Annotated in this window: 11 protein-coding genes and 2 pseudogenes; 8 read left to right on the top strand and 5 right to left on the bottom strand. The window is 56.5% G+C overall.

All coding sequences use genetic code 11. From position 1 onward, the window contains the following. Positions 1-3: 3 nt before the first annotated feature. From H9L05_RS25350 to H9L05_RS20345, 7 genes and pseudogenes are all read left to right on the top strand, one after another. A pseudogene (locus H9L05_RS25350) lies at positions 4-1,370 on the top strand (xanthine dehydrogenase family protein molybdopterin-binding subunit); the annotation flags it as partial. Positions 1,371-1,445: 75 nt separating this feature from the next. Continuing rightward, positions 1,446-2,501, top strand: coding sequence for a xanthine dehydrogenase family protein molybdopterin-binding subunit (locus H9L05_RS25345; RefSeq protein ID WP_394368503.1), 1,056 nt, complete (start codon positions 1,446-1,448; stop codon positions 2,499-2,501). A gap of 56 nt (positions 2,502-2,557) precedes the next feature. Further along, on the top strand, positions 2,558-3,580 hold the full coding sequence (locus H9L05_RS20365; RefSeq protein ID WP_187732450.1) for an FAD binding domain-containing protein: 1,023 nt from the start codon (positions 2,558-2,560) through the stop codon (positions 3,578-3,580). Positions 3,581-3,998: 418 nt separating this feature from the next. After that, the gene (locus H9L05_RS20360; protein ID WP_187732449.1) at positions 3,999-5,192 is read left to right on the top strand and encodes an XdhC family protein; all 1,194 of its coding nucleotides are present in this window, start codon (positions 3,999-4,001) and stop codon (positions 5,190-5,192) included. After that, a complete protein-coding gene (locus H9L05_RS20355) occupies positions 5,177-6,019 on the top strand; it encodes a nucleotidyltransferase family protein (RefSeq protein WP_187732448.1) in 843 nt (280 codons plus the stop codon). Before H9L05_RS20360 ends, H9L05_RS20355 begins: the two co-directional genes overlap by 16 nt. After that, on the top strand, positions 5,911-7,296 hold the full coding sequence (locus tag H9L05_RS20350; RefSeq protein ID WP_187732447.1) for an MFS transporter: 1,386 nt from the start codon (positions 5,911-5,913) through the stop codon (positions 7,294-7,296). Before H9L05_RS20355 ends, H9L05_RS20350 begins: the two co-directional genes overlap by 109 nt. Positions 7,297-7,435: 139 nt before the next feature. Beyond that, entirely contained in the window at positions 7,436-7,954 is a 519-nt protein-coding gene (locus H9L05_RS20345; RefSeq protein WP_187732446.1) for a DinB family protein, read from the top strand. Positions 7,955-8,053: 99 nt separating this feature from the next. Here the strand turns inward: H9L05_RS20345 and H9L05_RS20340 are convergent, their stop codons facing one another. The 3 genes and pseudogenes from H9L05_RS20340 to H9L05_RS20335 all read right to left on the bottom strand — a co-directional run bounded on the left by H9L05_RS20340 (position 8,054) and on the right by H9L05_RS20335 (position 10,720). Beyond that, positions 8,054-9,418, bottom strand: coding sequence for an amidohydrolase (locus tag H9L05_RS20340; protein WP_317175204.1), 1,365 nt, complete (start codon positions 9,416-9,418; stop codon positions 8,054-8,056). Continuing rightward, a complete protein-coding gene (locus H9L05_RS26530; protein WP_317175036.1) occupies positions 9,391-9,717 on the bottom strand; it encodes a hypothetical protein in 327 nt (108 codons plus the stop codon). The genes H9L05_RS20340 and H9L05_RS26530 overlap by 28 nt, the downstream gene beginning before the upstream one ends. 230 nt (positions 9,718-9,947) lie before the next feature. Then, positions 9,948-10,720: pseudogene (locus tag H9L05_RS20335) on the bottom strand (AMP nucleosidase). Between the two features lie 213 nt (positions 10,721-10,933). Here H9L05_RS20335 and H9L05_RS20330 point away from each other — a divergent pair. Next, positions 10,934-11,398, top strand: a complete 465-nt coding sequence (locus H9L05_RS20330; RefSeq protein WP_187732445.1) for a type I restriction enzyme HsdR N-terminal domain-containing protein — start codon at positions 10,934-10,936, stop codon at positions 11,396-11,398. 119 nt (positions 11,399-11,517) lie between these two features. Here the strand turns inward: H9L05_RS20330 and H9L05_RS20325 are convergent, their stop codons facing one another. Next, on the bottom strand, positions 11,518-12,486 hold the full coding sequence (locus H9L05_RS20325; protein WP_394368502.1) for an LTA synthase family protein: 969 nt from the start codon (positions 12,484-12,486) through the stop codon (positions 11,518-11,520). Continuing rightward, a complete protein-coding gene (locus tag H9L05_RS24280; RefSeq protein ID WP_223284599.1) occupies positions 12,413-13,423 on the bottom strand; it encodes an LTA synthase family protein in 1,011 nt (336 codons plus the stop codon). Before H9L05_RS24280 ends, H9L05_RS20325 begins: the two co-directional genes overlap by 74 nt. Positions 13,424-13,430 lie beyond the last annotated feature (7 nt).

The following is a 13,430-nucleotide window of genomic DNA, read 5'->3' as shown; positions in this document are numbered from 1 at the left end:
ATTATGGCCAGCTACCGTAAACTCAAAAAGTCGGCGAAGAAGGAGGGCAAGTTTGCTGCCCTCGCCGCCGCACTGGCGGCCCCGGCCATCGGTTCGGCGGCGCCGGCTGCTACCCAGTCGCTGACAATGCCAATGGGCATTCCGGGTGTAAATCTGAAGACCATTACCCGCGAAGTGCCCACCGATGAGCCGCCCGTGCTGGCGGTAAACGACAAGCTGAACGTGTTGGGCAAGCGCACCCGTCGGCTCGATGCGCATTTGAAAGTAACCGGTCAGGCCAAGTATACCTACGATATCAACCTGCCGGGCATGCTGTATGGCCGCATGTACCGCTCGCCGCATCCGCACGCCAACGTGAAGGGCGTAGATACCAGCGCCGCCGAGCGTTACCCTGGTGTGAAGGCCATTTATATCATTGAAACGGTGATGGGCTCAGCTATTGAGCGCGACCCCAACCACAAAAACCCGAAAGTGCAGTCTACGGGGGGCAAATTTCCGAAGGTGCGCTACGCCGGGCAGCCCATTGCGGCCGTAGCCGCTACCACCCAGCAAGCCGCCGACGAAGCTGCCCGCCTGATTAAGGTGGAATATGAATTGCTGCCCTTCGTAACTGACCTGGATGATGCCCGCAAACCCGATGCGCCGCTGGTGTACGGCGGCAAGCAGGTAAGTATGGAGGAGAGTGGCGGTGGCGGCGGCGCGGCCGGGGGCTTGCCCCAGAAAGGCAACGTGCGCGGCCCGAGTACCAAAAGCATGTTTGGCGGCTCGCGCGGCAACGTAGAAAAAGGCTTCAAGGAAGCCGAAATCATTGTGGAGGGCGAGTTTAGAACCCAAGTGCAAACCCACGCCCCACTGGAAACCCATGGCATGGTAGCCGACTACCGTCCCGATGGCCTGACCGTGTACCTCTCTACTCAGGATACGGCCGGCGCCCGCAGCGAAATGGCCGAGCTGTTTAAGCTGCCCAAAACGCAGGTACGCGTGATTACCGAGTTTATGGGGGCGGATTTGGGGCCAAATACGGCGCCGGTAACTACGGCGTAGCCGCCACGCATTTGTCGAAGAAAACAGGCGTGCCCGTGCGTATTATGCTCGATAGGCGCGAGGAGCACGTAGCAGTTGGTAATCGGCCTAACTCGGTGCAAAATCTGCGTATTGGGGCCAAAAAAGATGGAACGCTCACTGCTATGCAGCTCACCAGCTACGGCACGGCCGGCGTGGGCTTGGGCGCGGGCGTTGGCTGGATTGCCGAAACCATGTACCTCACCAACCCCAACTTTAAGGGCGAGCAATACGACGTACTTACCAATGCCGGACCAGGCGCAGCCTTCCGCGCGCCTGGCGCGCCGCAGGGGGCATTTGCCCTGGAGCAGCTCATCGATGAGTTGGCTGAAAAGGTAGGTGTGGATGCTCTAGCCCTACGCGACAAGATTGACAAAAGTGAGATGCGCCGCGAGCAGCGCCGCGTGGGCGCTGAGCGTTTTGGCTGGAGCAAGCGCCAAGCCCCCGGCTCCTCGCCCGGCGTGGTGAAGCGCGGCGTGGGCGCGGCCCAGTCGGAGTGGGGGCGTTTTATTGATATGGACTCCTCCTGCGAGGTGCGCTTGCACCAGGATGGCTCCGTGGAAATCATGTCGAGCGTACAGGACTTGGGAACAGGTATCCGCACGGTGCTGGCCCAGGTGGTAGCCGAAGAGTTGGGCCTGCAACCCACCGACGTAACCGTACGCATCGGCGACACGAATTATCCGCCCGGCCCTGGCTCGGGCGGAAGCAAAACCACAGGCTCCATTACGCCGCCGGCCCGCACCGCCGCCTACAAAGTTGGACAGCAGCTATTGACCGCGGTGGCACCAAGCATGGGCGTGGCGGCTAGTGAGTTGGCGTTTGTGGGGGGCAAAATTGTGGCGAAAAGCAACGCTGGTAAAAGCTTGAGCTTCCGCGAAGCAGCCCAAAAACTGCCAACCCAGCAGGTTTCGGCCACCGAAAAGCGCAAGGATGACTATGGCGGTTTCTTCCGGCCGGGGGTATCCTTCGGGCAATCGGGCGGAATTCAGTTTGTGGAAGTGAGCGTGGATACCGAGACTGGCTACGTGAAAGTGGAGCGGGTAGTGGGTGCCCACGACTGTGGCCGCCCTATTAATCCACTGGCGCTGGAAAGCCAGATCAACGGGGGAATTTTGCAGGGCATCAGCTGGGCACTGTACGAAAACCGCCATATGGACCGCAACTACGGCCACATGATGAACGCCAACCTCGACCAGTATAAAATACTAGGCTCACGCGAGGTACCCCAAATCGACATCATCATGGTAGAGGAATACACCGCTACCAGCTCAACCGATGCGCTGGGTATTGCTGAATCGGCCAACGTAGCTACTGCCGCAGCCGTGGCTAATGCCGTGTACAATGCCATTGGGGTGCGTATTTATGAGCTGCCCATTACGCCTGAGCGAGTCCTAAATGCGCTGGCCAAACCCAAACAGAAACTAGGCAAAGTATAGCTCAGGTTACTTCACTTTCTGACTAGCAAATACTGCCTAATTAACGACATAGCAGGATGAACGCCTTTCAATGGACCGACGCAACAAGCGTCAAGCAGGCTACGGGCCAAAACACAACGCCGGTAGCCGATGCTATGCTGGTGAATGCCAAGCCGGAGTCGGCCACCATCTTCAAAGCCGGTGGCGTGGACGTGCTGGATTTGATGAAGGAGCACGTACTGGCGCCCGCTCGCATTGTAGGAATCGGCAACTTGCCCAAGCTGGACGCGATTCGTAATGCGGGCAAAGACGGCACTCACCTTGGCGCTTTGGTCACCTTAGCCCAGCTGGAGCGCGACGGCGACCTGCACAAAAGCTACCGTGCTCTTACCGAAGCAGTCAGCCATGCCGCAACGCCGCAAGTGCGCAACGCGGCCACGCTGGGGGGCAATATTATGCAGCGTCCGCACTGCTGGTATTTTCGCAATGAGAATTTTAAGTGCCTGAAAAAAGGCGGTACTGTTTGCTTCGCTAACCAGCCCGGCGCCGAGAATAAGTACCATGCAATCCTGGGAAACCAGACTTGCTCGGCGGTGCATGGTTCCAGCATTAGTACGGCTTTGGTCGCCTTCGGAGCCCAAGTCGAATTGACGGGTCCGCAAGGCGTGCGACGGGTGCCGCTGGAGCAGTTTTTCGTGACGCCGGAAAAGGATGTAAAGCGCGAGAATTCGATTCAGCCCAATGAGCTGATTACTGATGTGTTGCTGCCCACGCCCGCTGCCGGTACTGGCTCTTGGTACATCAAATTTGGGGAGCGCGAAAGCTATGATTGGGCGCTGGCCGACGTAGCCGTGGTGCTGGAGCAGCAAAATGGCCGCTGCACCAAGGCCAGCATTGTGCTGGGCGCCGCCGCCCCGGTTCCACTGCGTGCCGCCGCTGCTGAAGCAGCCTTAATTGGCAAACCAATAAACGAAGAAACTGCCCGCGCCGCCGGGCAGGCAGCTACTACCGGAGCAACTCCGCTGGAACACAACGCCTACAAAGTGCCGATTTTTGCAGCCATAGTGAAGCGGGCGATTTTGAAAGCAGGGGAGGTGTAGGAGAGGCCTCAACCCCTAGCCCCTTCTCCTAGGGGAGAAGGGGGACTAGTTCTAAATTACTAAAGTTCTAACTATAGCTAGTTTTCTAGAATAACTAAAAACTAGTCCCCCTTCTCCCCTAGGAGAAGGGGCTAGGGGTTGAGGCCTCCATTGAACAACATATTTATATGCCCACTTACATTCCCGTTCTCCTTGAAACTCATACCGGTATCTGTCGTTTTTTGCGTAGCAAAACGGGCTTAGGGACGAGTGAGGGTGGAGATCAGCCCTGGCTTTTAGTTGATGGAATGACCGCTACTTGCTGGTGTTTGCGTACAATGGAGTCGTTTGGTCCGGATGACGAGGTGGCGGAAGCTGCTGAGTGCCGCGCGGGCCGGGTATGCTATGAGGCGGCTGATGCAGATTAATAAGCAGTTTTATGAGTGAAATACGCCGTTTACTTGCTGCCTACGACGCGCATCGTGCGGCTGGCCGGGCGTGTGCGCTGGCTACCGTGGTGCATGTAAATGGCTCGGCTTATCGTCGGCCGGGGGCGCGTATGTTGGTAACGGAGGATGGACAGCTGACGGGCGCCATTAGTGGAGGTTGCTTAGAAGGAGATGCTCGTCGGAGGGCTCGCCAGGCCATCGTACGCCGCAAACCGGCGCTGGTCACCTACGATTCTATGGATGAGGAAGAAGACGTGGAGCACGGCGTTAGCTTGGGCTGCCAAGGAATAATTCAGATTCTGCTGGAGCCCCTCGATTTTAGTGACCTGACAAATCCCATAGAATTGCTGCGTGCCTGTGTCCAGCAGGAGCAGCCAGCAGTATTGCTGACGGGCTTTAGCTTAAGTACAAATACCGAAGTGAAGGTAGGCGAGCGTCTGCTTTTGCTGCGCGATGGTACCAACCAGGGCGCGCTGAATTTTGAAGCCAGTATAGCTGCCCAACTACTAGAGCACGCCCAACAAACCTTGAACAGCGTCCAGTCAGCCACCGCCGATTATGACACGGTGGCGGGCACGTTGCGGGTTTTTCTGGAAGTGATACCGCCGCCCGTGCGCGTTACGGTATTCGGTGCCGGCAACGATGTGCAGCCCCTGGTGCGCCTGGCTGCTGGCTTGGGCTGGCTGGTGCGCGTGGTGGATGGCCGGCCGGCGCAGGCTACGTCTGGGCGGTTTCCGGAGGCGGAAGAGGTGCGCGTGTTAAGCTTCGACGAGCTTTCAAATTTGCCCCCCAGCCAGCAGTTTGCCCTGCTCATGACTCACAATTATCATTACGACTTGGCTGCGCTACGTTACCTTTTACCTACCGCTACGCCTTACATCGGTTTGTTGGGGCCGCGCAAAAAAGCCAATCGACTACTGGCGGAATTGGAAGCGGAAGGTTTGCAGCCGAACCAGCAGCTCGTGCCGCGCCTGTATAGTCCGGTGGGCTTGAATATCGGGGCAGAGACGGCGGAAGAAATTGCGCTTTCCATTGTGGCCGAGATGCAGGCGGTGCTCAAAGGTCGTCCGGGGGGCTTTTTGCACCAGATCGACGGGCCCATTCATGAGCAGACGCCCGTGCTTACTTCTTCCCTTGCGCCGGAAAACAATCTGACGGTAGCAGCCTCATGCTCTCTGAGTTAAACCCCGATTCTGCTACCGCGGCGTCCGTAGCTCTGATCCTATTAGCGGCCGGCGCATCTGCCCGGATGAGGCAGCCCAAGCAGCTGTTGTACTATCAGGGCAAAACGCTGCTGCGCTGGGCGGCCGAAACAGCCGCGGCCACGGGTTGCCAGCCGCTGGTGCTCGTTACGGGCGCTTTGCATGAGCCTTTAATTCCCGAAGTCGAGGGTTTGTCTTTCCTCACAGCTCACAATGCTGACTGGGCTACGGGTATGGGCTCCTCTATCCGGGCCGGACTAGCAGCTTTGGAAAAAGCCCCCCAGCCGCCCTCAGCCATAGTTGTTATGCTCTGCGATCAACCTTTGCTGACGCCTGCATTGCTGCTGCAATTAATTAAGAAACAGCAACTGACCCAGGCGCCGGTGGTGGCCGCGGCTTACGGTGGTACACTCGGCGTGCCCGCCGTTTTTAGTGCTGATACGTTTCCTGCGCTTCGCCAGCTGGGTGGCGCGGAGGGGGCTCGCCAGCTCATTGCTAGCTACGGCAGCGCCGTGGGCAGCGTACCGTTTCCGGGGGGATTTTGGACGTTGATACGCCCGCCCAATACGCATCTTTGCTGGAAAATGACATGGGCGAACAAGCCGCCGAGAATGCGGATTCGCAAGCTGAACCACTGGCGTAACCCGGACTGCCCGAAAACCCGTTATCTTGCCCACTACCACTTTCTTTCCCTGTTTGTATGCAGCAAGCTGCCGTGGCTACTTCGGCCCCAGTCGAGAAGAATAACTCGCGTATTACCAATGGTTGGGCCATGTACGATTGGGCCAATTCGGTGTATCCGCTGGTGATTACCAGCACGATATTTCCCATTTATTATGGCTCGGTGGCCGTCAATGAGCGGGGTCAGGATATGGTTAACTTCCTGGGCTTCAACCTGCCCGGCTCTTCGCTGTACACATACGCTATTTCGGCGTCATTTCTCATTATTGCGGGGCTCAGCCCTATTCTTACCGCCATTGCCGACTTTTCGGGTCGCAAGAAGCTGTTTCTGCGTTTTTTCTGCTTTCTGGGGGCGGCCTCATGTGCGGGTTTATTCTTCTTTACGAAAGAGACCTTTGGGTTGTCGGTGCTGCTGCTGATGTCGGCCACCATTGGCTGGGCGGGCAGCATCGTGTTTTACAACTCCTATCTGCCACTTATTGCCACCGAAGATCAGTATGACCGGCTGTCGGCCAAGGGATTTTCGCTCGGGTATGTGGGCAGTGTTATTCTGCTGGTTCTGAGTCTGGTAATCGTGCTCAAGCCCGATCTGGTCGGCATCGACCCGGCAAATAAAGCGTTGCCGCCGCGCATCTCTTTCCTGTTTACGGGCCTGTGGTGGGCTATTTTCGGCCAATTCGCTCTTTCGCGCCTGCCCGCCGACACCGGCCGCCCCGACCATATGCCCGCCGCCCAGGGCAACTTCCTGCTCAACGGCTTTCACGAACTGAGTAATGTGTGGCAGCAGATCAAGCAGCTTCCTATGCTTAAGCGCTTTCTGCTGGCTTATTTTACCTACAACATGGGCGTGCAAACGGTGATGTACGTAGCCACCGTGTTCGGTGATAAAGTGCTCAAACTAGAGTCGCAGGCACTGATTATCACCATCTTGCTTTTGCAGGTAGTAGCCATTCTGGGCGCCTATTTATTTGCTCGTTTGTCCGAGGCCATTGGCAATACGCGGGCGCTGAGCTGGTCGGTGGCCGTGTGGGCGCTGATCTGCGTGGCGGGCTACTTCGTGCAGGCTGGATGGAGCTTCTACGCGTTGGCGTCCGTCATTGGCCTGACTATGGGCGGCGTACAGTCGCTTTCGCGCTCTACCTATTCCAAAATTATTCCCGAGAATACACCCGATACAGCTTCCTATTTCAGCTTTTTCGACGTCACTGAAAAGCTCAGTATTGTAATCGGAACGGCCGTTTTTGGCATTATTTCCCAAATCACGGGCGATATGCGCAACAGCATTCTGGCCCTCATTGTGTTCTTTATTCTGGGCCTGATATTCCTGTTCAGAATGCGTGGCCAGAACCTGCGCCCCGATGCCGCTACTGCAGAAGAAACCCCTATCAGACAGGCCGCCCTGTAGAGACGCAATACCTTGCGTCTCGTCGTTGTTTAGTTGAGTGTTTTAGCCAGAGTTGTTCTGCAACGAGTCGTTCAACGATGAACCGCAAGGTATTGCGTCTCTAATTGTTACATTCCAGTTTCCTCTTATAATCCACCCCATGCACACTTCTTCTCTTCAGCAAAATATACTCTCCGAGCTCGACCACGAGCTGTTGACCACCCGCAAAATACTGGAGCGCGTACCTTTCGATAAGGCGGATTACCAGCCGCATCCGAAAAGCATGAAGCTGGGACAGTTGGCATCTCACGTGGTAAATCTGCTGGCGTTCAAAACGCTTTTCGTGCAGCACGATTCGCGGGATTTCCTTGACAAGAACGGTCCCAAACCGGGCCCAACGCCCACGTCAAAAGAAGAGCTGCTGGCCCGCTTCGACGAGTATTCGGCCACGTTGCGCAAAGCCCTGAGTGAGTCGGATGACGAGAAGCTCACGCACTCCTTTAAGCTGCACGCCGGCGACCAGGTGTTTATGGAGCGTCCCAAAGGTGCTGCGCTGCGCATTATGGGCCTGAATCACAGCATTCACCACCGCGGCCAGCTCAGCGTGTACCTGCGCCTGCTCGATATTCCGGTGCCGGCCATGTACGGCCCCAGCGCCGATGAGCAAGGTTGGGGTTAAGAATTTGATTCACGAAAAAAGCTCCCCAGAATCATATCTGGGGAGCTTTTTTATGGGTTTGTAGCACTCGGGAATAGCCTGTGCTCAACTCTGCTGCAGCTACTTCTTAAGCGAAAAAACCCGCTCTCCAGCAATCCAGGTTTGCTGCACCTGGGCACCACGTAGCTCGGGCGCCGGGGCTGTGAGCAAGTCCTTATTGAGCAGCACAAAATCGGCGGCCATACCGGGCTGAATGCTGCCTTTTTGCTTGTCCTCAAACGCAGCGTGGGCCGCCCAAGTGGTCATGCCGCGCAGGGCATCGGGGCGGGAAAGGGCGTTTTCGGGCTGAAAACCACCTTCCGGGTAGTTCTTCGCATCCTGGCGAGCCACAGCGGAATGGAAGCCGAAGAGAGGATTAATATCTTCCACCGGAAAGTCGCTGCCCAGGGCTACTTGCCCATATTGCTTGCGCAGCTGCTCAAAGGCGTAGGCTGTTTTTACGCGCTCCGACCCAAGCCGCTCACCGGCCCAATACATGTCGGAGGTGGCATGGGTCGGCTGCACCGAAGGCACAATGCCAAACTGCCCAAACTTGCCCATATCGGCGGGCGTGATAACCTGGGCGTGCTCGATGCGCCACCGTCTATCTTTTTGGCCCTTAAGCGCTTCCCCGTAGATATTCAGGATAATGCGGTTGGCCGAGTCGCCGATGGCGTGGGTATTCATCTGGAATTTGCTGGCTGCAATTTCTTTAGCCAGAGCGCGGTATTCCTTTTCAGTAGACAGCAGGAAGCCTGTTTCTTTGGGCCGGTCGTGGTAGGGCTCTACCAAGCAAGCACCCCGCGAACCCAAGGCTCCATCGGCATACACTTTGAAAGAGCGCACTGTCAGCCGATCCGTTTCTACGGGGCCATTTTTAAAGTAGAATTGCTTGTTGGCCGCCGTCGGATTCAGCATGGCGTACAGGCGCAGCTTCAGCTTGCCTTGTTTCTGCAAGGCCTCCATTTGGTCGATGTTCGCTTTGTCTAGGCCCGCATCAGCGAGGCTGGTAAGGCCCACGGCTACGCACAATTGCTGCGCTTGCAGGAGCGCGGCGTTGGCTTCCGTTGCGGAAGGCTCCGGAATTTTAGCCGACACCAGATCCACGGCATTATCTACTAGCAAACCAGTTAGTTCTCCCAAAGCATCGCGGCCAATAACGCCACCGCTAACGGGTGTGCTTATCGTCACACCGGCCAGGTCCAGAGCCTTCTGGTTGACGATGGCGGCGTGGCCATCCACGCGAGTGATGAGCACAGGCACGTTAGGAAATAGCTTGTCCAGCGTGTCTTTGGTAGGGAATTGCTTGGCGGGCCAGTCATTCTGGTCCCAGCCGCGACCTATGAGCCATGCAGCCTGAGGGTACTGCTGGCGCTGCCGTTGTAGAGTGCTCACCACGTCGCCCCACGAGGTAGTGCCTACCAGATCAGCGAAGCGCAGGCCCAGGGCGTAGCGGTAGAAGTGGCAGTGCGCATCATAGAAGCCAGGGTAGATAAATTGCCCCCAGCGTCTACTTCCTGCTTGCCCTTATACTTCTGCCGTATTTCGTCCGCCGTCCCGACGGCCAGAAACTTGCCATCCTGCACGGCAAAAGCCTGAGCCTTGGAGAATGCCGAATCGACGGTGTACACGGTGGCGTTGTACACCACCAGGTCGGCGGCTTGCTGCTGGGGGGCATTTTGGCAGCTGCTGAATCCGCCAAGCAGCGGCAGCAGTAGGAAAAGCGGGCGTAAAAGTCGAATCATAGGGGCAAGTTAAGCGGTGCTGCAAAATTTATAGCCAGATACTTTGCGCATTAGGATAAAGCAAACGCATTAGTAGGCATAAAACAGAACGTCATGCAGAGCGGAGCGAAGCATCTCGCTCGCGGTTGTCAGATTAGAAAATCCAACGACTGCACGCGAGATGCTTCGCTCCGCTCTGCATGACGTTCTGTTTTAATAATGCCAGCTACTTCTAAATTCAGGCTTCCTGCTTACTCGAAGCGCATGTGCTTCACCGATTCGCCGGAGTTCTTCAGCTCAATCAGCGAGTCGATGCCGATCTGCAAGTGCGTGTGCACGTAGCCTTGGGTTACTTTCGAGTCGCTTTCGGCGGTTTTCACGCCTTCGGGTGTCATTGGGTTATCGCTTACCAGCAGCAGGGCCCGTGGGGAATCTCGTTTATAAAGCCCACCACGAAAATCGTGGCCGTTTCCATGTCAACGGCCATTGCCCGAATCTGGCGTAGGTACTCCTTGAACGCGTCGTCGTGCTCCCACACGCGGCGGTTGGTGGTGTACACGGTACCGGTCCAATAGTCCTTTTCGTGCTTCTTGATCATCGACGACACGGCCCGCTGCAAGCGGAAGGAGGGAAGGGCTGGGATTTCAGGCGGCAGATAGTCATCGGAAGTACCCTCGCCGCGGATAGCCGCGATGGGCAGAATCAGGTCGCCGAGCTTGGTTTTGCTTTTCAAACCGCCGCATTTGCCCAGAAACAAAGCCGCCTTGGGCTTGATGGCCGACAGCAGATCCATAACTGTGGCCGCCATGGGCGAGCCCATGCCGAAGTTGATGATCGTAATACCATTGGCTGTGGCTGACTGCATGGGCTTATCTAGGCCCCGCACCTCGACGTCGAACTGCTCAGCGAACATGTTCACGTAATTGATAAAGTTGGTAAGCAGGATATACTGCCCAAACTCCTTGAGTGGCACGCCGGTATAGCGCGGCAGCCAGTTCTCCACTATCGCGGATTTGTTCTTCATAGGGTGGGGTTAAATGGTTGTTGGTTAAATGGCTGTTTTAAAGGACTACATGGTTGGAGGTTAAATAGCTGATTGTCCAACAAAGTGATAAGACGACCAGCCATTCAACCCAAGACCATTTAGCCATTTAAACAAAAAACCGTCGCACTTTCGAACGACGGTACAGCGGGTGAAAAGCGGAAGCAGTGATTCCGGGCCGTACCTTTGGAGGTGATGCAAGCCCTCGACCTGCCGCCTTTCGAGTACAAACTTACAAAATCAGGCGCAAACTCCCTGATATGGGATGTCTTGCGCCGCAAAAACGTGGTGCTCACGCCCGAAGAGTGGGTGCGCCAGCACGTGGTGCACTACCTCACGGGGCATTTGAACTACCCGCGGAGCTTGCTTAGCCTTGAGCGCGGCCACGCCTACAACCAACGCCAGAAACGCACCGATATCTGCGCTTTCGGGCCCGGCGGGGCGCCACTGTTATTGGTAGAATGTAAGGCTGCCACGGTGCCCATCACGGCTGCCGTTGCGCACCAGGTTACCACCTATAACCAGACGATTGGAGCGCCGTTTCTGTTGTTAACCAATGGCTTGCAGCACTATTGCTGGCTGGTTGACTTCGCTCAGAAAAACAATCAGCGCTTAGCTGAAATTCCCAGTTACCCGCAAGCGCTAGCTCTGATTGCGTAAAAGGGTCTAAGATAGGAGGTCATGCAGAGCGCAGCGAAGCATCTCGCTCGCGGTCGTTAGATTTAGTATTGCAACATCAGCGAGCGAGATGCTTCGCTGCGCTCTGCATGACAGATGAGTTAATCTTGCTCAGGTAATTTGTATAGTGAGTTATCCAGCAGCCCATTGGTCAGATACTGCACGCTGGCCCGCAACTCCCGGCCGTACTGTTGGGCCTTGGCAGCGTTTTCGATGGGCGTGGGGGGCAAATTATGGCGTTGGTAAGGGTAGAGGCGTACCTTGTCGTCGGCTGTCAGCTCCGTAACATAGTCGTTGTGAACAAGATAATACGAGCCGCCCGTGAGGAAAAAGGCGCGACCGTTGGCCAGCGTGTCGAATACGGAATAGCCAAAAGGCAGCAGCTTGCCACCAGGAGCCATGCCCAGATAATCGAGCACGGTGGCGGGAATATCGGCTTGCTGGGTGATGCGACCCACGTTGGCGGGGGGCAATTTCCGGCCCGGGTGGAACAGTAGCAGGGGTGTTTTGTAGCTGCCTAAGGTATTTTGATACTCGGGCGTAAGCGTCTGGGAGGTGTGGTCGGCCAGCAGAATGAACAGCGTATTCTTGTACCAGGGCTGCTGGGCGGCCGTTTTGAAAAACTGCCGGAGCGCGAAATCGGTGTAGCCGATGGAGGCGTGAATGGGTAGTTTGCCGGGAGTGAAGCGGTCCTTGTACTGCGTCGGCACCGGGAACGGCTCGTGGGAAGTGAGGGTGAAAACGGTAGAGAAAAACGGCTGTTTCTGCTTACTTAGCTGCCGGGCAAAGTATTGTAAGTAAGGCTCATCGAAGATGCCCCAGTGCCCATCAAAGTCGGGACTTTGGGCGCCGTCGGGATATTCATTGAGCCCGAAATACTGCTGCACGCCTACCATGCCGGCAAACGTATTAAAGCCCATCGTCCCGTTCTCGGCCCCATGAAACACCGATGTGGCATAGCCCTGCCGTCCCAGCAACTCGCCCAGGCCGTGCAGCTCATTGGTTTGAAAATTCGAGGTGATAAACGGGCTTTCCATCAATGCCGGCATACCTGCCAGCACGGCCGGCAAGGCTTCTATGGAGCGGCGGCCGTTGGCGTAGTGGTCGTGGAAAAAAAGCCCCCAGCGGCCAACGAATCGAAGAAAGGCGTGTAGCCGCGGCCCCGTTCTCAATGCCGGTGTACTCGGAGGAAAAGCTTTCCAGCAGCAAAATAACTACGTTGTCGCGCGGGGCACCGGGGTTGGCGTCTGGCATTCGCGGCGCCAAGGCTTGCTGCAATTGCGCATCAGACTGAAAATAGGTTCGCCTTTCCACGGCCTGATAGCCCAGACTGCGCAGAAAAGTAAAGGTGCTGTTCAGTGCCAGATGCCCCAACACCGGTGGCACTTGCACGAAGGCGTGGCCAGTGCGTAACGGCTTGAGCTGCAAGCCGCCCCGGATGCCAACAACTGTGAGTGCCGCTATAAGCACCACCGCCAGCAGCGGTCGAATGAGGCGGCGTGACGGGGAACTTTTTATTGGGCTGGGGGGCAAAATTGCAGCCGTGGGCATGGGGTAGAAATACCACAGCAACCCAAACAACACCACGAACGGCGGCACCAGAAACCAGTAGTGAAAAGCCAGTTGGCCTGCCTGCCGCTGAATGTCGCCGGTAATGGTAAATAGCTCATCGGTAGTGCGCCTACCGATGAATTTAAAGTACTGGCTGTCAATAATGTTGAGCGCCATACCCGTGGCGTTCAAGGTAAGATAGACGCCGCGCACCAAACCCTGCCAGCCTTTGTCAAACCGCGGCACCATTGACAGCAGCAGAAACGGCAGATTCAGCAGCAGCAGGGCCGCAATATCAAACCGGAAGCCGTGCCAGAATGCCCACACCACCTCCGGTCCCGATGCCTCCCGAAATACTTCCTGATTTGCCCAGTAGAAGCCCGCGCGCAACAGCACATAAACACCCAGCAGAAGAGCGAAGCGACGAAGTAGCAGGCGTAAAAGAGGAGACGGCATTCTAAGA

It is taken from the genome of Hymenobacter qilianensis (assembly GCF_014489555.1).
In the GTDB taxonomy this organism is placed as follows: Bacteria; Bacteroidota; Bacteroidia; order Cytophagales; family Hymenobacteraceae; genus Hymenobacter; species Hymenobacter qilianensis.
Note: the sequence above shows the minus strand (reverse complement) of the source record. Positions and strands in the feature narration are given on the sequence as shown.

Bases quoted from the DNA above. Each gene is read 5' to 3' on its own strand.
- H9L05_RS20365 (WP_187732450.1), top strand. From the start codon at position 2,558: ATGAACGCCTTTCAATGGACCGACGCAACAAGCGTCAAGCAGGCTACG.
- H9L05_RS26530 (WP_317175036.1), bottom strand. From the start codon at position 9,717: ATGATTCGACTTTTACGCCCGCTTTTCCTACTGCTGCCGCTGCTTGGC.
- H9L05_RS24280 (WP_223284599.1), bottom strand. From the start codon at position 13,423: ATGCCGTCTCCTCTTTTACGCCTGCTACTTCGTCGCTTCGCTCTTCTG.
- H9L05_RS20330 (WP_187732445.1), top strand. From the start codon at position 10,934: ATGCAAGCCCTCGACCTGCCGCCTTTCGAGTACAAACTTACAAAATCA.
- H9L05_RS20360 (WP_187732449.1), top strand. From the start codon at position 3,999: ATGAGTGAAATACGCCGTTTACTTGCTGCCTACGACGCGCATCGTGCG.
- H9L05_RS20350 (WP_187732447.1), top strand. From the start codon at position 5,911: ATGCAGCAAGCTGCCGTGGCTACTTCGGCCCCAGTCGAGAAGAATAAC.
- H9L05_RS20345 (WP_187732446.1), top strand. From the start codon at position 7,436: ATGCACACTTCTTCTCTTCAGCAAAATATACTCTCCGAGCTCGACCAC.
- H9L05_RS20355 (WP_187732448.1), top strand. From the start codon at position 5,177: ATGCTCTCTGAGTTAAACCCCGATTCTGCTACCGCGGCGTCCGTAGCT.
- H9L05_RS25345 (WP_394368503.1), top strand. From the start codon at position 1,446: ATGCGCCGCGAGCAGCGCCGCGTGGGCGCTGAGCGTTTTGGCTGGAGC.